The organism is Variovorax sp. F042, from assembly GCF_057814215.1.
Genome location: NZ_JBVASX010000021.1, coordinates 45,231 through 63,815, shown reverse-complemented (window position 1 = coordinate 63,815; position 18,585 = coordinate 45,231). Strand labels below are relative to the sequence as shown.

Here is an 18,585-nt window from a genome sequence, read left to right as displayed (position 1 = left end):
AGGCGAATAGACCAGTCGTCTAGTGCACGGCCGAAAAAAAAGCGGGAGCGCGTATGCCTCCCGCTCCAGGCTTTTTCAGGTGTCCGGAGACAGGCCCAGCAGCTGCCGGGTGTCGCGCATGGCCATGTCCAGCGAGGCGCGGTCTCGGGTGATCTTGGCCAGCAGGCTGGCGCCGAGCCATCGCTGGTAGAGCGCGACGGCGATTCCCTGCGCGTCCTGTTCCTTTGCTTGCGGCGCGGCCTGCAACGAGCCGTCGGCCCGGCCGGCTTCGATGCAGCGCGCCAGCCGGTCGGTGATGCCGCGGGTGCCTCGCGCCAGCGCCGCGCGCATGCTTTCGGACAGGTCGCAGACCTCCGCGCCGAGCTTGACCACGAGGCAGCGGCTCTGCGCATCGTCGCCGGTCTGCGAATCGAGCCAGTCGTCGAAGTAGCCGATCAGCCGTTGCGCGGCCGTGCCCGGTGCCTCGGTCAGCAGGGCGTCGGTGCGCCCCAGGTATTCGGTGAAATAGGCTTCCAGCACGGCCTCGCCGAAGGCCTCCTTGGAGCCGAAGTAGTGATAGAACGAGCCCTTCGGCACCTTCGCCGCCGCCAGCACCTCGGCCAGTCCGACCCCGGTGAAGCCCCTTTGCAGCAACAGCGGATGGGCCACGTCGAGGATGTGCTGGCGGACGTCGGGAGTGGGGGCGATCGCGTTCATGGCCCGCACTCTAGCGGCTATTAGACCAGTCGTCTAGTCGCCTTGATCGCCGCCGGTCTTGGGGCTGCACTCACCGGCGGCTGCCCGGTCCTTCGCTATCAACTTCACGAAGCGCTGGGCTCCCAGGCCGAGTGGGCGCTCACGTGACCACACCACGTCCACCCACAGGTCCAGCCCGTTGCTGAGGTTCTCGAACGGAATCTCGATCAGGGCGCCCGCCGCCACATGCGGCTTTGCGAAGTTGCGCTGCAGCCAGCCCCAGCCCAGCCCGGCGGTGATCAGGCTCAGCGCGGCCAGTGCGTTGTCGGTGCGCCAGACATGGCGCGCGAACACGAAGCGCGGGTCGCTGGTGGTCAGGTCGCGCCCGGCCACGACGATCTGCCGGGTGTTCGTCAGGTGGTCCTCGCGCAGCCGGCCGCCGTTGGCCGCGAGCACGGGGTGGTCCGGCGCGATGACCGCCACCATCAGGTCGCTGCCGACTTCCTGGAAGCCCTCGCGCCCGTCGAGGCTCGGGCGCTCGAACACTAACGCCAGCTGCGCGCGCCCGCTGTGGAGCAGCGCCAGTGCGTCGGCCTGCGGGGCCGCCAGCACCTCGACCTGCAGCAGCGGGTGCTCCCGTGCCAGTTCGGCCAGCGGACCGCTCCAGCGCGCGGCCAGCAGCTCGGGCGCAATGGCCAGCGTGAGCCGGTCTTCCAGCCCCTGGGTCAGCGCCAGTGCCTGCACCTGCAGTTGCCTGAGCTGGGCCGCCAGCAGCCGCGCCTGCGGCTCAAGCGAGCGCGCGGCGGCGGTGGGCTGGGGCTCGCGGCCGCTGCGGTCGAACAACGGCAGATCGAGCTCGGCCTCGAGGTTGGCGATGGCCATGCTCACGGCCGACGGCACCCTGTGCAGCGCCCGGGCGGCGGCCGAGAAGGAGCCGTGGTCGATCACGGCCAGGAAGACTTCGACGTTGTCGCTGGAAAAAGCCATGGCACCCGACCTATCAATAAAACTGAAACAAGTTAACTTTTTATATCAGCGGATGACACATAAAGTCCAGTCGTCGCAGTAACGAAACCAAGAGAAGAGTCATGCAAGGCATTCAACGTCGCATCGTCTACATCAGCCTTTATGAGGGCATCGCCATCGTCGCCGCCAGCGCCGGGCTGGCATTGATGACGGACGCCGGCCTCGGCCATTCGGGCGTGCTGGCGGTGGCCGCCTCGGTCGTCGCGGTGATCTGGAACCTGGTCTTCAATTCGCTGTTCGAGCGCTGGGAGTCGCGCCAGGTCGTGCGCGGTCGCAGCCTGCGCCGCCGCATCGCCCACGCCATCGGCTTCGAGGGCGGGCTGGTTGCCTTCCTGGTGCCGATGTTCGCCTGGGGCCTGGGCGTGTCGCTCTGGCAGGCACTGGTGATGGACCTGGGGCTGGTGATCTTCTTCCTGGTCTACACCTTCGTCTTCAACTGGGCCTTCGACCGGGTGTTCGGCCTGCCGGCTTCTGCGGCGGCGAACAGCACGGTGGTCACGGCGTAGAGGGCGCCTTCTTCTTGTCGTTGGCGGCGCGGACTTCCAGCGCGGCCTGAAGCCGCAGCGCCTCCTGCGGCGTGAAGAGCTGGGCCTGCAGCTGCGCCCGCGTGGCCTCGTCGGCCGCGGCGTAGCGCGAGAGGCGGCTTTGCCAGTCTTGCTCCTGCTGGTCGAGCGTGGCCAGCCGCTGCGCTGCCTCGTAGCCGTACTGCTGGGAGCGCTCGGCAAAGCGCTCCTGGGGGCTCGCACCGCGTGCTTCCAGCGCCGCGGTCTGCTCGGCGACGCCGAGTTGCGCCGTGGTGGCAGCCCGGTCGGCGAGTTGCTCGGGCGTAAGCCAGTTCTTCTCGGTCTGCGCCAGCGCCTCGCGCTTCTGCTCGGGCGTCAGATCCTTGTTGCGCTCGATTTCCAGCTTCTCGACGCTGAAGCGGTCGAACTTCTCCTCGGTGCCGAACAGGCCCTCGACCTCTTCGGGTGCGAAGTAGCGTGCCCGGATGCCCGCGCGCGCATCGAGGATCCTGCGCAGCCCGGCAGGGTCGCCGATGCTGGCCGCCGGCAGCGCCTCTAGCGCGTTGCGATAGTCGATGTAGCGCTCCAGCAGGCCCAGCCCGCGCACTCGCCATTCCGGCGGCAGGTGCTTGTCGATCTTGGCGCGCATCTCGGCCATCAGGCCTTCCTTGTCCCTGGCCTGGCTGTCGTTCAGCATCTGCTCGAAGATGCGCAGCAGGTCGGGTGTCAGCAGTGGGTCGGGGGCATGGCCGTTGTTGCGCAGCGCGATGGCGGATGCTTCCGCCGCCGCGGGGTTGGTGGCCGGCGGCGCCGAAGAAGCAACGACCGCAGGCGCTTCAGGCGCGCTGAGCTGCCACCACGCCACGCCTGCGGCCACCACCACCGCGACCGCCGCCAGCGGGCGCAGGAGCTTCGGGGACATCGACTCCTCAGAGGCCGAGCTGCTTCAGCTTCGCCGCCTGGTTGACGTACAGCGTCACCGGGCTCACCGAGAACAGGTCGCGCAACCCGAGCAGCTGATTCACCTCGTCCAGATGGTTCTGCCGGTAGCTGCCAAGGTAGGTGCCCAGATGCGAACTGCAGGCCGATGCCAGCCCGTCGTTGGCTTCGCCGTGGACCGCGCTCAGCAGCGACAGCGGGTAGTCGGAGGCGTCGAACACGTTGGTCAGCGGCTGGGTGCCCGACCAGGAGAAGTACCGCACGCCGTTGACCAGCTCGGCCCCGTTGCCGCAGGCCGTGGTGGGCACGCCGTCGGGGAACTTGGCGTTGAACTTCGCCGAGCCCACGGTGTTCAGCGAATCGAGCGCGCCCAGCCCGTTCTGGGGCGTGTTGTTGCCCGAGAGAATGCCGAGCAGGCTGGAGAACGCGTTGACGGCGCTGACCACCACGGTCCGGCTGAGGCTGCCGGCCGGCAGCGTGTCGCCGAGCACGTCGGCCACCTTGCTGCCCTTGTGAGGGCTGCCCACCGTCGTGACGGAGGCCACAAGCTCCGGCGCCACGCCCGAGACATAGCGCGCCGTGGGCCCGCCGTGCGAATGACCGATCAGGTTGACCTTGCTCGCGCCGGTGAGCGCCAGCACGTCCTTGACCTGCTTGAGCAGCTGTTCGCCGCGCACTTCGCTGCTGTTGGTGGCCGCCACTTCGGCGACGAAGACCTTGGCGCCCTGGGCGCGAAGCTCGCCGGGAATGCCGTACCAGTAGTCGATGCCCGCGATGGTGTCGAAGCCCAGCATGCCGTGCACCAGCACGATCGGGTAGGCCGTCTGCGCGGCCTTGCTCGTGGCTGCCTGGGCCGTCTGCACCAGGGGCGCGAAGGCCAGCACGCCGCACATCAGCAGCGCGCCGGCAGAGCGCCGCGCCGTACCGCTTTTCCTGCCCGTCGAAGCCAGAATCGTCTTCAGTCGAATCATCGGAACTCCCTGCAATTGGGTTGGATCGGTTTTGGGGATGCACGCAAAAAAGAACGAGCGTGCTCTTTTCATTCTGCGAAATCAGGGATTCGCTATCGATTCGGACTTACCCTTTCATGATTCAGACTTACTCCTTGCACGCTATCTGCTTGGGGGAGGGCGATAGACTCCCCCAACCCGCGCACGAATAACCGCTTTTGCCCTCGAGTCAAACCATGTCTTCCCCAATGCCCCCTCCCATGAAGCTGTCCGGCCTCGAACCGGTTGCCATCGGCGAGGGCACGCTGTTCGTTAACATCGGCGAGCGCACCAACGTCACGGGCTCCAAGGCCTTCGCGCGGATGATCCTGAACGGCCAGTTCGAAGAAGCCCTGGCCGTGGCGCGCCAGCAGGTCGAGAACGGCGCGCAGGTGATCGACATCAACATGGACGAGGCCATGCTCGACAGCAAGGCCGCGATGGTCCGCTTTCTGAACCTCATCGCCAGCGAACCCGACATCGCGCGCGTGCCGGTGATGGTCGACAGCTCGAAGTGGGAAGTCATCGAAGCCGGCCTGCGCTGCATCCAGGGCAAGGGCATCGTCAACTCCATCTCCATGAAGGAGGGGGTCGACAAGTTCAAGCACGAGGCCAAGCTGGTGAAGCGCTACGGCGCCGCCGCAGTGGTGATGGCCTTCGATGAAAAAGGCCAGGCCGACACCTACGCACGCAAGATCGAGATCTGCGAGCGCGCCTACCGCATCCTGGTCGACGAGGTGGGCTTCCCGCCCGAAGACATCATCTTCGACCCGAACATCTTCGCCATTGCCACCGGCATCGAGGAGCACGACAACTACGCGGTCGACTTCATCAACGCCGTGCGCTGGATCAAGGAGAACCTGCCGGGCGCCAAGGTGTCGGGCGGCGTTTCGAACGTGAGCTTCAGCTTCCGCGGCAACGACCCGGTGCGCGAAGCGATTCACACCGTGTTCCTGTACCACGCGATCAAGGCGGGCATGGACATGGGCATCGTCAACGCCGGCATGGTCGGCGTGTACGACGACCTCGAACCCGAACTGCGCGAGCGCGTCGAAGACGTGGTGCTCAACCGCCGCGCCGACGCCGGCGAGCGCCTCGTCGAAGTGGCCGAAACCGCCAAGAGCGGCGCCAAGGACGACAGCAAGAAGCTCGAATGGCGCGGCACGCCCGAGAACCCGGTGCACGTCAACCAGCGCCTGTCGCACGCGATGGTGCACGGCATCACCGACTTCATCGTGGAAGACACCGAAGAGGCCTACCAGCAGATCCTCGCCAAGGGCGGCCGCCCGCTGCACGTGATCGAAGGCCCGCTGATGGACGGCATGAACATCGTGGGCGACCTGTTCGGCCAGGGCAAGATGTTCCTGCCGCAGGTGGTGAAGTCGGCGCGCGTGATGAAGTCGGCCGTGGCCCACCTCATTCCCTACATCGAGGAAGAAAAGCGCCAGGACGAGGCCGCGGGCCGCGACGTGCGCACCAAGGGCAAGATCATCATCGCCACCGTGAAGGGCGACGTGCACGACATCGGCAAGAACATCGTCACCGTCGTGCTCCAGTGCAACAACTTCGAAGTGGTGAACATGGGCGTGATGGTCCCGTGCCACGAGATCCTGGCCAAGGCGAAGGTCGAGGGCGCGGACATCGTGGGCCTGTCGGGCCTCATCACGCCGAGCCTCGAAGAAATGCAGTACGTGGCCGGCGAGATGCAGAAGGACGATCACTTCCGCATCAAGAAGATTCCGCTGCTCATCGGCGGCGCCACCACCAGCCGCGTGCACACGGCCGTGAAGATCGCGCCGCACTACGAAGGCCCCGTGGTCTACGTGCCCGACGCTTCGCGCAGCGTGAGCGTGGCGCAGAGCCTGCTTTCCGACCAGGCCACCGCGTACATCGACGAGATCAACGCCGACTACGTCAAGGTGCGCCAGCAGCACGCCAACAAGAAGCAGGTGCCGATGTGGCCGCTGGCCAAGGCGCGCGCCAACAAGACGCCGATCGACTTCGCGAACTACCTGCCGCCGGTGCCCAAGTTCATTGGCCGGCGCGTGTTCAAGAACTTCGACCTGACCGATCTGGCCAAGTACATCGACTGGGGCCCGTTCTTCCAGACCTGGGACCTGGCCGGCCCGTTCCCGGCCATCCTGAAGGACGAGATCGTCGGCACCGAGGCCGTGCGCGTGTACGCCGACGGCCAGCGCATGCTCAAGCGCCTCATTGAAGGCCGCTGGCTCAGCGCGAGCGGCATCGTCGGCTTCTGGCCCGCCAACACGGTGAACGACGACGACATCGAGCTGTACACCGACGAGTCGCGCAGCGAGGTCGCGCTCACCTGGTACGGCATGCGCCAGCAGACCGAGAAGCAGATGATCGACGGCGTGATGCGCCCCAGCCGCTGCCTGTCCGACTTCGTCGCGCCCAAGGACAGTGGCGTGAAAGATTACGTCGGCATGTTCGCCGTCACCGCCGGCCTGGGCGTCGAGAAAAAAGAGAAGTACTTCATCGACGACCTCGACGACTACTCCGCCATCATGCTCAAGGCCCTGGCCGACCGGCTGGCCGAGGCCTTCGCCGAGTCGCTGCACCACCGCGTGCGCACCGATCTCTGGGGCTACGCGAGCGACGAAAGCCTGAGCAACGACGACATGATCGCGGAGAAGTACCGTGGCATCCGCCCCGCGCCCGGCTACCCGGCCTGCCCCGACCACAGCGTGAAGCGCCCCATGTTCGACCTTCTGGCCTGCGCGGACATTGGCATGACCCTGACGGAAAGCCTCGCTATGATGCCCGCCGCCAGCGTGAGCGGTTTCTACCTGAGCCACCCCGATTCGACGTACTTCAACGTCGGCAAGATCGGACACGATCAGTTGCAGGACCAGGCCGCGCGGCGCAAGGAGAGCGAGTCCGATCTCGAGCGTCTGCTGGCGCCCAATCTTTGAACCTGCCGGCCGGCGCGGCCGCCCGGCGCCGGGAGTTGTTATTCAGAAGCTGATGTTTGCAGCCGCGCACTACGCGGCACTGGCGGTTTTCGTGTTCAGCTGCTGGGGTTACGGCCGCGCATTGCTGGGCCGCATGGCCCCGCCGCCGCGCCGCGACGCTGGGCTCGAAGCCGCCATGGCCGTGGCGCTGGGCGTTGGCCTCTTCATCTGCGCGTTCCAGGCGCTGGCCATCTTCGGGGCCTTCAAGATGGGCGCGACCGTGGCGCTTGTCGTGGCGGGCTTCGTTGCGGCGGCGATCCAGCTGCCGTCGTGGCTGCGCGTGCGGCGTGCCCTGCGTGCGAACGAACCCGCCGCGCCGTGGACCTACTTCGAACGCGTCGCGATGATCGCGCTGGCCCTGGTCGCATTGCCCGCGCTGGTAGCGCCGCTCGCGCCGCCGATCGCCTTCGACGAGCTGATGTACCACTTGCCGTATGCGCGCCAGGTCGCGCAGCAGGGCTCGCTGGGCATCCACGACTGGCTGCGCTACCCCTGGTTCCCGTACAACTACAACCTGCTCTACGCCGCCGCACTGCAGGTCGGCGACGACGTGCTGCCGCACTTCCTCAATGCACTGGCGGGTGCGCTGTCGGTGGTGATGATCTTCCGCCTCGGCATCCTGCACGCCAACCGGCTCACCGCCTGCATCGGCGCGGCCATCTGGCTGGGGCTTGGCGATTATTCGAACGCACTGATCGACATGGGCGTGGCGCTGTTCGTGCTGTCGGCCTGCGTGGCGCTGTGGTGGTGGCGCGAATCGGAACCCGGAAAGCCCGTGCACGGCGGCATGCGCTGGCTCGGCGTGGCTGCGTTCTGCCTTGGCGTGGCCGCGGGCTCGAAGTACCAGGCGCTGATCTTTCTGCCGCTGGTGGCGCTGTTCGTCATTCGCCACGAGCGCCGGCCCCAGGCATGGGCGCTGGTGTTCGTCTGCTTCCTGATCCCGTGCGTGTACTGGTACGCGCGCAACGCCGTCATGACGGGCGACCCGTTCAACCCTATCGGTGCGCGCGTGTTCGGCTTCACCGAATGGACGCCGGCCGACTACGTGCAGCAGGTGGCGGATGTGCGCGTGCATGCCGAACTGCCCAATGCGCTGATCTGGTCCGTGTTCTTCGCACCGTTCAGCGTGCTGTGGAAGCGCTCCGCGGCAGTGCGCGCCGCTGGCTGGTTCTGCCTGTACTCGGTGGTGGTCTGGGTCGTGACCTCGCGCTATCCACGCTACCTGACGGCCTCGTTCCCGCTGCTGGCCGCCATCGCGGCGATCGGCTGGCAGGTGCTGTTCGGTTGGGCCGCATCGGGCTTGCGCCGCGTGTTCGGTTCGAAGGAGAAGCAGCAGGATGCCGGCGCCGTCGCGACGGGCTCGATGAGCCGCGACACCGCGCGTTCCGGCGCCCGCGCGGGCGACTGGGTGCTCGTGCTGCTGCTGGCCGTGCTGGCTGCCGTGTCGGTGCGCCAGACCGCGGTGAAGGTGTCGATGGTCTCGATCACCCCGGAAGCCCGCGATGCCGTGCTGCGCAAGCACGTGCCGGGCTATGCAGTCATGGACTACCTGCGCCGCACTGCCACCGGCCGCGTCTACCAGATCGCGCTGAACGAGGCGATCTACTACGGCCCCAACCCCATCTGGGGCGACACGCTCGGGCCGTGGCGCTACACCGACTTCGGGCGCCTGTCGGGCGGCGATCTCGCGCGCAAGCTCGGTGGCCTGGGCTTTGTCGCGGTCGTCCTGCCAGACAGCGTGGTGCCGGTGTTCAGCGCGCGTGTCGACTTCGACAAGTACTTCGCCGTGGAGTACGAGAAGGACGGCAGCCGGGTCTACCGTATCCTTCCCGCCGCACAATGACCGACGCCAATTTCCCCACCACCCACGGCAGCAGCGGCCTGCGCATTGCCGCGGTGATCCCCTGCTACAACGAGGCGCTAGCCATCGCCCAGGTGGTGGCGGGCTTTCGCGCTGCGCTGCCAGAGGCCGAGATCCACGTCTTCGACAACAACTCCAGCGACGACACGGCCGCCGTGGCGCGCGCGGCCGGCGCCATCGTCACGCACGTGACCCTGCGCGGCAAGGGCAACGTGGTGCGGCGCATGTTCGCCGACGTCGATGCCGACGTGTACGTGATGGTCGACGGCGACGCCACCTATGACACCGGCGCCGCGCGCCGGCTCATCGACCGGCTGGTGAGCGACAACCTCGACATGGTGGTCGGCAGCCGCGTGGACGACGGCCAGGACGCGCATACCTATCGCACCGGCCACCGCCTGGGCAATCGCATGCTCACGGGTGCCGTGGCGCAGCTGTTCGGTGGTGGCCTGAGCGACATGCTCTCGGGCTACCGCGTGTTCTCGCGGCGCTATGCCAAGTCGTTCCCGGCGCTGTCGCGCGGCTTCGAGACCGAAACCGAACTTACCGTGCACGCGCTCGAACTGCGCATGCCCTATGCCGAGGAAAGCACCGCCTACAGCACGCGCCCCGAGGGCTCGGTGAGCAAGCTCTCGACCTACCGCGACGGCTGGCGCATCCTGAAGACAATCTGCAAGCTGTTCGTGAGCGAGCGGCCGCTGCAGTTCTTCTCGATCATCGGGGGGCTGCTGGTGCTGATGTCGGTCGCGCTGGTCTTGCCGCTCGTCATGACCTACATGCACACCGGCCTGGTGCCCCGGCTCCCCACGGCGGTGCTGGCCACGGGTGCGATGCTGGCTGCCATGCTGTCCTTCGTGTGCGGCGTTGTCATGCAGGCCATCACGCTGGGGCGACGGGAGGCCAAGCGGCTTAGCTACCTCGCGATTCCTAGCGTGCGCGAGCAGGCGGCCCGCGGCACACGCACTTCACGATGAAGATCGGACGCGAGTTCCTCTCCTTCGCCCTCGTCGGCGTGATCGGGCTCGTGGTCGACGTGGTCGTGCTGTACCTCGTAGCGCCGTTGCTGGGCTGGTACGGCGCGCGGGTGGTGTCGTTTCTCGCAGCGGCGACCACCACCTGGGCCTTCAACCGCCGCTACACCTTCGCGGCCAGCGCATCGGCCGGCCGCTCCCTCTGGCGCGAGTACCTGGGCTACCTGGCGACCATGGCCGCCGGCGCGGTGCTGAACTACGGCGCCTATGTGCTGACGCTGCACTGGGTCGAAGGGCGCTGGGCCGCGGCCCTGGGCGTGGCGCTGGGCAGCCTTGCCGGCATGAGCGCCAACTTCCTGTCGGCGCGCTACCTGGTCTTTCGCTCGCACCGCGGCGGCTGAGGCCGCCGGGTGTCGTGGCGCGTGTCAGTGCGCGCCGGAAACCACCACCGGGATTTCAGTCGCGGGCGGCGTATTGCGGCTGCGGCCGCAGCGCACGATGCCGTCGATCATCACCATGCCCACGCCCGGAATGTCGCCGAGCTGCACGCTTTCGAGCAGGCCCGGCGCGGGCGAATGCTGTGCGCGGTCCATGAACACGAAGTCGGCATCGCGGCCCACTTCGATCAGCCCGCAGTTGAGCTTTCGGATCTTCGCCGTGTTGCCGGTCGCGAAGCAGAACACCAGCTCGGCCGGAATGTTCGCGATGGACGACAGCATTGCCACCATGCGCAGGATGCCCAGCGGCTGCACGCCCGAGCCCGCGGGCCCGTCGGTGCCGAGAATCACGCGGTGCGGGCACTTGAGCTCCAGCGCCGCCTTGGCCGCCGCGATGGCCACCTTCTCGTTGCCGTTGTGCACGATCTCGATGGCGCGCGAGCTCTTCTCGCAGAGCTCACACACGTGAGCCTCGGGCAGTGAGGTGTGGCCGCCGTTGATGTGGCCAATGATGTCGGCGTCGGCCTCGAGCACAACATCTTTGTCGATCAGGCCCGAGCCCGGGATCGACGGGCCGCCCGTGTGGATGGTGCTCTGGATGCCGTACTTGCGCGCCCAGGCCACCATCTCTTTCGCCTCGTAGCCGGCCTTGACAGAGCCCAGGCCCACTTCGCCGAGCAGGCCCACGCCGGCTTCGGCGAGTTCCTTGAAGTCGCTCTCGACCATGCCCTTCTCGATGACGGGCGCGCCCGCCAGAACCTTCACGCCGCCGGGGCGGAAGTTGTCGAAGGCGCGCTGCGCGGTGATGGCCAGGGCCTTCAGGCCCACGATGTCCTTGGGGCGGCCGGGCAGGTGCACCTCGCCGGCGGAAATCATGGTGGTCACGCCGCCGTGCATGGTGGAGTCGATCCAGCCGATCTGGCCCTGGCGCGGCGTCCAGTCGCCGAACACCGGATGCACGTGGCTGTCGATCAGGCCTGGCGCCACGCAGGTCTTCTTCGCGTCGATGACGGTCTGCGCGCCTTCGAGATCGCAGTCTTTCTCTTTGCCGACCGCGACGATCAGGCCGTCGTTCACCACGATGGTGTCGGCGTCGAGGATGGGCTTGTCGATGTCGCCCGAGAGCAGCAGCCCGATGTTCTTTATGACGACCTTGCCCGACTTGCCGCCGGCTGCGATTTCTGCCATTTCGATGTGTCCTCGTGGGGTGGTGTGTTGTCTTGCGGCTCGTCCGCTTCTGTATCCGCGTCCGCGCGCACCGTGCGCAGCAGCGTCTCGATCACGAAGTCTTCCCAGTGCGTGATCGCCTCCGGTGACTCCAGCGGTTCACCGAGGAAGGCGGTGAGCGTGTGGCGGTTGGAGGTGTAGAAATAACCCGTGGACGCGATCAGCAGGTAGATGTCGCGCGCCACCAGTTCCTTGCGGAACAGGCCCTGCGCAGCGCCGCTGGCGAGGATTTCCGCAATGATCGCCACCGCGCGCGACGAATACTCGCGCGCCCGCAGCGACTTCGAAATGTGCCGGCCCTTGTGCAGGTTCTCGGTGTTCAGCAGCGTCACGAACTCGGGGTTCTTGCGGTAGTAGCCCAGCACGAAGCGGATGACTTCGGTGAGCGCTTCCACCGGCCGCGAGGCGTCGAGCGCGATGGCGGCCTCGGCGTCGTCCATGCGCTGGTAGATGCCTTCGAGCACCGCAATGAAGAGGCCTTCCTTGCTGCCGAAGTAGTAATAGATCATCCGGTCGTACGACTTCGCGGCCTTGGAGATCTTCTCCACGCTGCCGCCGTCGTAGCCGTATTTGGCGAACACCTTGGTCGCCGCCTTCAGGATGCTGTCGCGCGTGGCCTGTGCGGCCGCCTCGCGCACGCCCGTGCGGCGCTGCGGCTTGGTGACTACCTTGCGTTCCATCGGAGGGCGGAATGAAGAGGGAGGCGGTCGCCGCCGGGCCGCCCCAAGGCGGACCGCGCCTCCCCCATGGGGGGTGGAGTTACACGAGCACAGCGAGTGAAAAGCCGGGGGGCCTTCATTACTTCTCTGCGAACGCGCGCTCGACCACGAAGTCGCCCGGCGTGCTCGTGTTGCCTTCCTTGAAGCCGCGCTTTTCCAGGATGTGCTTCAGGTCGACCAAGAGGCCGGGGCTGCCGCACAGCATGACGCGGTCTTCCTCGACGTTGAGCGGCGGCAGGCCGAGGTCGTCGGTGAGCTTGTTGCTCTCGATCAGGTCGGTGATGCGGCCCTGGTTGCGGAACTCCTCGCGCGTGACGGTCGGGTAGTACAGCAACTGCTTGGCGATCATCTCGCCGAGGATCTCGTGCTTGGGCAGGTGGTCGGTCACGAGGTCGTGATAGGCCAGCTCGTCGACCTGGCGCACGCCGTGCACCAGGATGACCTGCTCGAACTTCTCGTACGTGTCCGGGTCGCGGATGATGCTCATGAACGGTGCGAGGCCGGTGCCGGTGCCGAACAGGTACAGGCGCTTGGCCGGCAGCGTGTAGTCGATCAGCAGCGTGCCCGTGGGCTTGCGGCCCACGATGATGGTGTCGCCCACCTGGATGTGCTGCAGCTTCGAAGTCAGCGGGCCTTCTTCCACCTTGATGCTCAGGAACTCGAGATGCTCCTCGTAGTTCGGGCTCACGATGCTGTAGGCGCGCAGCAGGGGCTTGTTGTTGACCTTCAGGCCGATCATCGTGAAATGACCGTTCGAGAAGCGCAGCGCCGGGTCGCGCGTGGTGGTGAAGGTGAACAGGCGGTCGGTCCAGTGGTGGACGCTCAGGACGCGTTCTTCGCTGAATGCACTCATACGGAACTCAAGAGTTGGTTGGTAACAGGGGAGGTTGGCTGAGCCGACGTGCACGCCTTTGGGGCGAAAACCGCCGGCCGGCTCCGAACCCTCCATTGTCGTTGGTCGTAAAAACCCCGATGAACATCGCGAGAAAACACCATTGCAAGCATCGGGCCTGTTTGCTACATTGACTGCGAATGTAGTGAACGCAACATGAAAGTGTAGGGAATGCTACACAAACGGAAGTCGGTGCACAAGCGGGCGGACGGCACGTTTGTTGCAAACCCCGACAGCCAGGATTTGCCCACATACGCCCACGAGATTGCCCGATGACAGAACACACCAAGACAGATGGCCTCCCCGGCATGGACATGCCCGTGGTGGCTGAAGCCGGCAGCGGCGCCTTCGGCAAGGCGCCGCCGCGCAACGAGCGCATGAGCACTGCCAAGGTCGAGTGCAACGCCTGCCCGGTGCTGTGCCAGATCTCCGACGGCCGCACCGGCGCCTGCGACCGCTATGCCAACCGCGAAGGCGTGCTGGTGCGCGTCGATCCCGTGGTGCTGTTGCGCCGGACGATCGAAAGCGAAGCGCCTGCGCTGGTGCCCTTCAATCGCACCGGCGCCGAAACGGCCCCGGCTCCTGCCGAGCCCGACTGGAACGGCGACCTGCTGCACGCCGACGAAGTCTTCGTCACCGGCGTGGGCTCGTCCACCACCTACCCCGACTACAAGCCCGCGCCCTTCATCGTTGCATCGAAGGCCCAGGGCGTCGACATGGTCACCGTCGTCACCGAAGGCATCTTCAGCTACTGCAGCTTCAAGGTGAAGATCGACACCGACCGCTTCCTCGGCTCCGAGCAGGCCAACGTGCGCTATCGCGGCGAAGTCGTGGGCCACGTCACCACGGCCGAATACGGCTCGCAGATGCTCTCGCTCGGCGGCGTGCACCACCTTACTGGCGGCAGCAAGAAGGAAGGCCGCATGACGGCCGAGCTGATGCAGCTGCTGGGCAACAAGAAGGCCGTGGAGTGCACCATCGACGGCGGCTCCACCCTCGTCATCCAGGCCGGCAAGGCGCCCATCGTCAACGGCGTCGAAGAGCAGCGCATGCGCGTGGGCTGCGGCTCCGCGGCGGTCGGCATCTTCGCGCGCCAGTTCGCGGGCGTGGCCGACGAAGTGGTGGTGGTCGACGACCACATCACCGGCGTGCTCACCGAGCACCAGGCTGGTCGCTGCCTCGACATGGCGCCCTCGGGCATCCAGATGCTGGGGCGCAAGTCCACGCCGGGGCGCTACTTCCAGGTGGCGAACCCGGGCAACGGCTGGGGCGGCACCGACATCGCCGATCCGCTCGCGATCATCGAGGGCTGGGAAGAGGGCGTCGCGCGCCCCGGCCTGCGCCTGCTCATGACCTCGACCACCGGCGAGCACGCGCAGTGGTACGTGCTCGACGATGCACTGAAGCCCGTCGAGCAGCCCATGCCAACGGAGGTGAAGCGCATCGTCGATCGCATCGGCGAGAACTGCGAACCCTCGCTGTGCACTGTGCTGTTCCTCGGCGGCGCGGGCGGAAGCCTGCGCGCGGGCGTCACCGAAAACCCGGTGCTGCTCACGCGTGCCATCAAGCGCGCGCTGGTCAACGTCACATGCGGCGGCGCGCCGGCATACGTGTGGCCCGGCGGCGGCATCACCGTGATGGCGGACGTCATGCGCATGCCCGACAACAGCTTCGGCACCGTGCCCACGCCAGCCATCGTCGCGCCCATCGAGTTCAGCATGCGGCGCGACGACTACGAAGCGCTCGGCGGCCACATGGAACACATCTTCCCGCTCGAACAGGCGCTCGCGCGCGGTGCATGGCAGGAAGACGGCGCACCGCTCGCACGCCAATGGCTCGCGATGGACGACGCCAATCCGTGGCCGCTCGGCCACGCTCCCATGCTGGGCTGATCATGTCCGCCCAACGCGCAGCGCTCGACAAGAACCGCTGGCATTTCAACCACGGCCCGATCGACATCGTGGCCGAGGCGCATGGCGACCCGTACGCCGTCGCGGCCGCGCACGACGCCGCGTGGGCGCGCTTCGCCCACGTGCTCGACGAACTGGTGCACGAGCTGCCGCTGCTGCGCCTGCCCGTCACCGACAAGATGCGTCCGCGCAACGTGGTGGCGCGCCGCATGTGGGACGCCTGCGCCGCGTTCTCGCCGATGTTCATCACGCCGATGGCGGCGGTGGCCGGCTCGGTCGCGCAGGAGCTGATCGCGTTCTACGAGCGTCCCGGCATCGAGCGCGCATGGATCAACAACGGCGGCGACATCGCGCTGCATTTCGCGCCCGGCCAGTCCGCGCGCGTGGGCGTGTTCGCCGACCTTGCGCGCTTCGACTGGCGCGATCATGTCGATGGTGGCAGCGGCATCCTCACCACCGACGGCCAGTTCGAGCTGCACGCCGACCAGCCCGTGCGCGGCGTTGCCACCAGCGGCTGGCGCGGGCGCAGCTTCTCGCTGGGCATCGCCGACAGCGTGACGGTCCTGGCCGCCACTGCAGCGCAGGCCGATGCGGCGGCGACAGTGATTGCCAACGCCGTCGATGTCGACGACGACACCATCGCGCGCCGCCCCGCGAACGAATGCAAGGACGACAGCGACCTCGGCGACACCCTCGTCACCGTCGACGTGCCCACGCTGGCCCCCGGGCAGGTGCGCAGCGCACTCGATACGGGCGTGGTGTGCGCCAAGGTCCTGCAAAAAGGCGGGCTTGTGTGGGCCGCTCTACTCGTTTGTCAGGGGCAGTGGCGACTTGTCGAGCCCTTATGCTCGAAGGCGCTCAAGACCGAGCTGCCGAAAGCAGTTGGTTCAGTATTTGCTTAACGAAAAGCAAGGTTCTTTTTCATGATCGAAATCCGACGCGTCTTCACCCATGTCGAGCACATCCACCACGAGTTCGGACCGCGCGCCGAAACGCCGCTGGTGCGCGGTGCCATCGGCGCGGTGCTGACCAATCCGTTCGCCGGCCGCTACGAGCCCGACATCCTGCCGATGATGGCGCTGCTCGACCCCGTAGGCGTCGACATGGCGCACAAGCTGCACGCCGCCATGGACGTGCCGCTGGAGCAGATCGCCACCTACGGCAAGGGCGCCATCGTCGGCGCCGACGGCGAGCTGGAGCACGGCGCGCTGTGGCACGTGCCCGGCGGATACGCAATGCGCGAGCTGCTCGGCTGGAAGGGCAGCCGCGTTGCCTACACCGCAGGCACGGCCGAGGAGAAAACCGGCCAGCCCGGCAATGCGCTGTCCATCGTGCCCTCGACCAAGAAGGTCGGCCCGCCCGGCGCCGCGCTCGATGTGCCGCTGACCAACATCAACGCCAGCTACGTGCGCGGCCAGTTCGACGCCATCGAGGTGCGAGTGCCCGGTGCGCCGGCTGCGGACGAGATCGTCTTCATCCTCGCGATGAGCACGGGCTACCGCGTGCATGCCCGTGTCGGCGGCCTGCTCGCAGAGAACATCAGCAAGTGGGACGGCCTGCGCTGACCCGCACAGAGACAAGACAAGGAACACAGAACATGACCGCCAACATCCGCAAGCTCGTCATCCAGGTCGATGAAACCCGCAAGGAAATGGGCAAGGACGTCACGCCGCCCACGCGCCGCGCCGTCGCCATCGCCGTGATCGAGAACCCCTACGCCGGTCGCTACAGCGAGAACCTAGACGAGCTGATCGCCATCGGCGAAGAACTCGGCGCGCTGCTCGGCCAGAAGGCCGTGAAGGCTCTGGGCATCGAGCCCGGCCAGGCGCAGAGCTACGGCAAGGCCGCCATCGTCGGCGAGCGCGGCGAGCTCGAACACGCCGCCGCCATCCTGCATCCCAAGCTGGGCGCGCCGCTGCGCGTTGCGGTCGAGAAGGGCGCCGCACTCGTGCCCTCGGCCAAGAAGCAAGGCACGCTGGGCACCGCCATCGACGTGCCGCTCGGCCACAAGGACGCAGCCTTCGTGCGCAGTCACTTCGACGCGATCGAAGCCCGCGTGAGCGATGCACCGCGCGCCAACGAGATCGTGGTGGCGGTTGCCGTCACCGACAGCGGCCGTCCGCTGCCGCGCATCGGCGGCCTGCAGGCCCATGAAATCAAGGGCGAAGACGGTCTTCGCTGACGCTGTCTTTCGCTCTCGCCCAATCACGGTGTTTTCTTTCCTCATTCGATCTCAAGGAGCTTTCCCCATGAACCCATTGCGTCACGTCTTCAGCGCCGCGGCCCTCGCTGCGCTGACCACTGCTCTCGTTCCCGCGCATGCGCAGGGCGTGATCAAGATCGGCGAGGTCAACAGCTACAAGGCACAGCCCGCCTTCCTGGAGCCCTACAAGAAGGGCATGGAGCTGGCCGTCGAAGAAATCAACGCCAAGGGCGGCGTGAACGGAAAGAAGATCGAGCTCATCACGCGCGACGACAACGCCAACCCCGGCGACGCCGTGCGCGTGGCCGAAGAACTGGTGGCGCGCGAGAAGATCGACGTGCTCACCGGCACCTTCCTGTCGAACACCGGCCTGGCCGTGGCCGACTTCGCCAAGCAAAAGAAGATCTTCTTCCTGGCCGGCGAGCCGCTGACCGACAAGATGACCTGGCAGGGCGGCAACGAATACACCTACCGCCTGCGTCCCGGCACCTACATGCAGGCAGCGATGCTCGTGCCCGAGGCCGTCAAGCTCAAGAAGAAGCGCTGGGCCGTCGTGTACCCCAACTACGAATACGGCCAGTCGGCCGTGGCTGCCTTCAAGGCGCTGCTGAAGGCCGCGCAGCCCGACGTCGAGTTCGTCGCCGAGCAGGCGCCGCCGCTGGGCAAGGTCGACGCAGGCGCCGTGGTCCAGGCGCTGGCCGATGCCAAGCCCGACGCAATCTTCAACGTGCTGTTCGCCGCCGACCTGTCGAAGTTCGTGCGCGAAGGCAACACCCGCGGCCTGTTCAAGGACCGCACCGTCGTCAGCGTGCTGACCGGCGAGCCCGAGTACCTCGACCCGCTGAAGGACGAAACGCCCAACGGCTGGATCGTGACCGGCTACCCCTGGTATGGCATCCAGACGCCAGAGCACAAGGCCTTCTTCCTCGCGTACCACGCCAAGTACAACGACTATCCGCGCCTCGGCTCGGTGGTCGGCTACAGCATGATCAAGTCGGTCGCGGCCGGCGCTGCCAAGGCCAAGAGCACCGAAACGCCGAAGCTCCTCGAAGCCTTCAAGGGCCTGCAGGTCGATACGCCCTTCGGCAAGATCAGCTACCGCGCCGAAGACCACCAGTCCACCATGGGCGCCTTCGTCGGCAAGACGAAGAACGAAAACGGCAAGGGCGTGATGGTCGACTACACCTACTTCGACGGCGCGAAGTTCCAGCCCTCCGCCGCCGACGTCAAGAAGTCGCGCGCCGCCGACTGACCCTGA

Annotated in this window: 17 protein-coding genes; 10 read left to right on the top strand and 7 right to left on the bottom strand. The window is 66.8% G+C overall.

Annotation, left to right across the window (positions count from 1 at the left end; genetic code table 11):
- Window positions 1-75: 75 nt before the first annotated feature.
- Window positions 76-696 carry a TetR/AcrR family transcriptional regulator gene (locus ACZYSP_RS34100; protein ID WP_093081760.1) on the bottom strand — a complete coding sequence of 207 codons (621 nt, stop codon included), beginning with the start codon at window positions 694-696 and terminating at the stop codon, window positions 76-78.
- A gap of 33 nt (window positions 697-729) precedes the next feature.
- Window positions 730-1,662 carry a LysR family transcriptional regulator gene (locus tag ACZYSP_RS34095; protein ID WP_093059259.1) on the bottom strand — a complete coding sequence of 311 codons (933 nt, stop codon included), beginning with the start codon at window positions 1,660-1,662 and terminating at the stop codon, window positions 730-732.
- 101 nt (window positions 1,663-1,763) lie between these two features.
- Here ACZYSP_RS34095 and ACZYSP_RS34090 point away from each other — a divergent pair, with 101 nt between their 5' ends.
- Entirely contained in the window at window positions 1,764-2,207 is a 444-nt protein-coding gene (locus ACZYSP_RS34090; RefSeq protein WP_093081758.1) for a PACE efflux transporter, read from the top strand.
- Here ACZYSP_RS34090 and ACZYSP_RS34085 read toward each other — a convergent pair.
- Both ACZYSP_RS34085 and ACZYSP_RS34080 read right to left on the bottom strand, forming a co-directional pair.
- Window positions 2,197-3,126 (bottom strand): lipase secretion chaperone, encoded by a 930-nt coding sequence (locus tag ACZYSP_RS34085; RefSeq protein ID WP_093081755.1) that lies wholly within the window; start codon window positions 3,124-3,126, stop codon window positions 2,197-2,199. The genes ACZYSP_RS34090 and ACZYSP_RS34085 overlap by 11 nt on opposite strands.
- A gap of 7 nt (window positions 3,127-3,133) precedes the next feature.
- Complete coding sequence (locus tag ACZYSP_RS34080; RefSeq protein ID WP_371258880.1) at window positions 3,134-4,105, bottom strand: esterase/lipase family protein; 972 nt, start codon at window positions 4,103-4,105, stop codon at window positions 3,134-3,136.
- A 224-nt stretch (window positions 4,106-4,329) separates the two neighbouring features.
- Between ACZYSP_RS34080 and metH the strand changes: the two genes are divergently transcribed.
- Genes metH through ACZYSP_RS34060 form a run of 4 tightly spaced genes read left to right on the top strand, consistent with a single transcriptional unit; the run spans window position 4,330 to window position 10,340 of the window.
- Entirely contained in the window at window positions 4,330-7,068 is a 2,739-nt protein-coding gene (gene metH, locus ACZYSP_RS34075) for a methionine synthase (RefSeq protein WP_093059265.1), read from the top strand.
- Between the two features lie 52 nt (window positions 7,069-7,120).
- Window positions 7,121-8,950, top strand: a complete 1,830-nt coding sequence (locus tag ACZYSP_RS34070; protein WP_093081750.1) for an ArnT family glycosyltransferase — start codon at window positions 7,121-7,123, stop codon at window positions 8,948-8,950.
- Window positions 8,947-9,942: a glycosyltransferase family 2 protein gene (locus tag ACZYSP_RS34065; RefSeq protein WP_093081748.1), complete on the top strand. Its 996-nt coding sequence runs from the start codon at window positions 8,947-8,949 to the stop codon at window positions 9,940-9,942. The genes ACZYSP_RS34070 and ACZYSP_RS34065 overlap by 4 nt, the downstream gene beginning before the upstream one ends.
- Window positions 9,939-10,340, top strand: coding sequence for a GtrA family protein (locus ACZYSP_RS34060; RefSeq protein WP_093081745.1), 402 nt, complete (start codon window positions 9,939-9,941; stop codon window positions 10,338-10,340). Before ACZYSP_RS34065 ends, ACZYSP_RS34060 begins: the two co-directional genes overlap by 4 nt.
- 24 nt (window positions 10,341-10,364) lie before the next feature.
- Here the strand turns inward: ACZYSP_RS34060 and ACZYSP_RS34055 are convergent, their stop codons facing one another.
- The 3 genes from ACZYSP_RS34055 to ACZYSP_RS34045 all read right to left on the bottom strand — a co-directional run bounded on the left by ACZYSP_RS34055 (window position 10,365) and on the right by ACZYSP_RS34045 (window position 13,175).
- Window positions 10,365-11,564, bottom strand: a complete 1,200-nt coding sequence (locus ACZYSP_RS34055) for an amidohydrolase family protein (protein ID WP_093059271.1) — start codon at window positions 11,562-11,564, stop codon at window positions 10,365-10,367.
- Complete coding sequence (locus ACZYSP_RS34050) at window positions 11,519-12,283, bottom strand: TetR/AcrR family transcriptional regulator (protein WP_093081743.1); 765 nt, start codon at window positions 12,281-12,283, stop codon at window positions 11,519-11,521. Before ACZYSP_RS34050 ends, ACZYSP_RS34055 begins: the two co-directional genes overlap by 46 nt.
- Window positions 12,284-12,401: 118 nt before the next feature.
- On the bottom strand, window positions 12,402-13,175 hold the full coding sequence (locus tag ACZYSP_RS34045) for a ferredoxin--NADP reductase (protein WP_093059274.1): 774 nt from the start codon (window positions 13,173-13,175) through the stop codon (window positions 12,402-12,404).
- A 311-nt stretch (window positions 13,176-13,486) separates the two neighbouring features.
- On the opposite strand from ACZYSP_RS34045, the gene ACZYSP_RS34040 reads away from it, so the two are divergent.
- The 5 genes from ACZYSP_RS34040 (at window position 13,487) to ACZYSP_RS34020 (ending at window position 18,579) form a co-directional block, all read left to right on the top strand.
- Window positions 13,487-15,106 (top strand): 6-hydroxynicotinate reductase, encoded by a 1,620-nt coding sequence (locus ACZYSP_RS34040; RefSeq protein WP_354339328.1) that lies wholly within the window; start codon window positions 13,487-13,489, stop codon window positions 15,104-15,106.
- Window positions 15,107-15,108: 2 nt separating this feature from the next.
- Window positions 15,109-16,026 carry a UPF0280 family protein gene (locus tag ACZYSP_RS34035; RefSeq protein ID WP_093081738.1) on the top strand — a complete coding sequence of 306 codons (918 nt, stop codon included), beginning with the start codon at window positions 15,109-15,111 and terminating at the stop codon, window positions 16,024-16,026.
- A 21-nt stretch (window positions 16,027-16,047) separates the two neighbouring features.
- Window positions 16,048-16,689, top strand: a complete 642-nt coding sequence (locus tag ACZYSP_RS34030) for an amino acid synthesis family protein (RefSeq protein ID WP_093059280.1) — start codon at window positions 16,048-16,050, stop codon at window positions 16,687-16,689.
- A 32-nt stretch (window positions 16,690-16,721) separates the two neighbouring features.
- Window positions 16,722-17,306, top strand: a complete 585-nt coding sequence (locus tag ACZYSP_RS34025; protein WP_093059282.1) for an amino acid synthesis family protein — start codon at window positions 16,722-16,724, stop codon at window positions 17,304-17,306.
- Between the two features lie 67 nt (window positions 17,307-17,373).
- Window positions 17,374-18,579: an ABC transporter substrate-binding protein gene (locus ACZYSP_RS34020; protein ID WP_093059284.1), complete on the top strand. Its 1,206-nt coding sequence runs from the start codon at window positions 17,374-17,376 to the stop codon at window positions 18,577-18,579.
- Window positions 18,580-18,585: the final 6 nt, after the last annotated feature.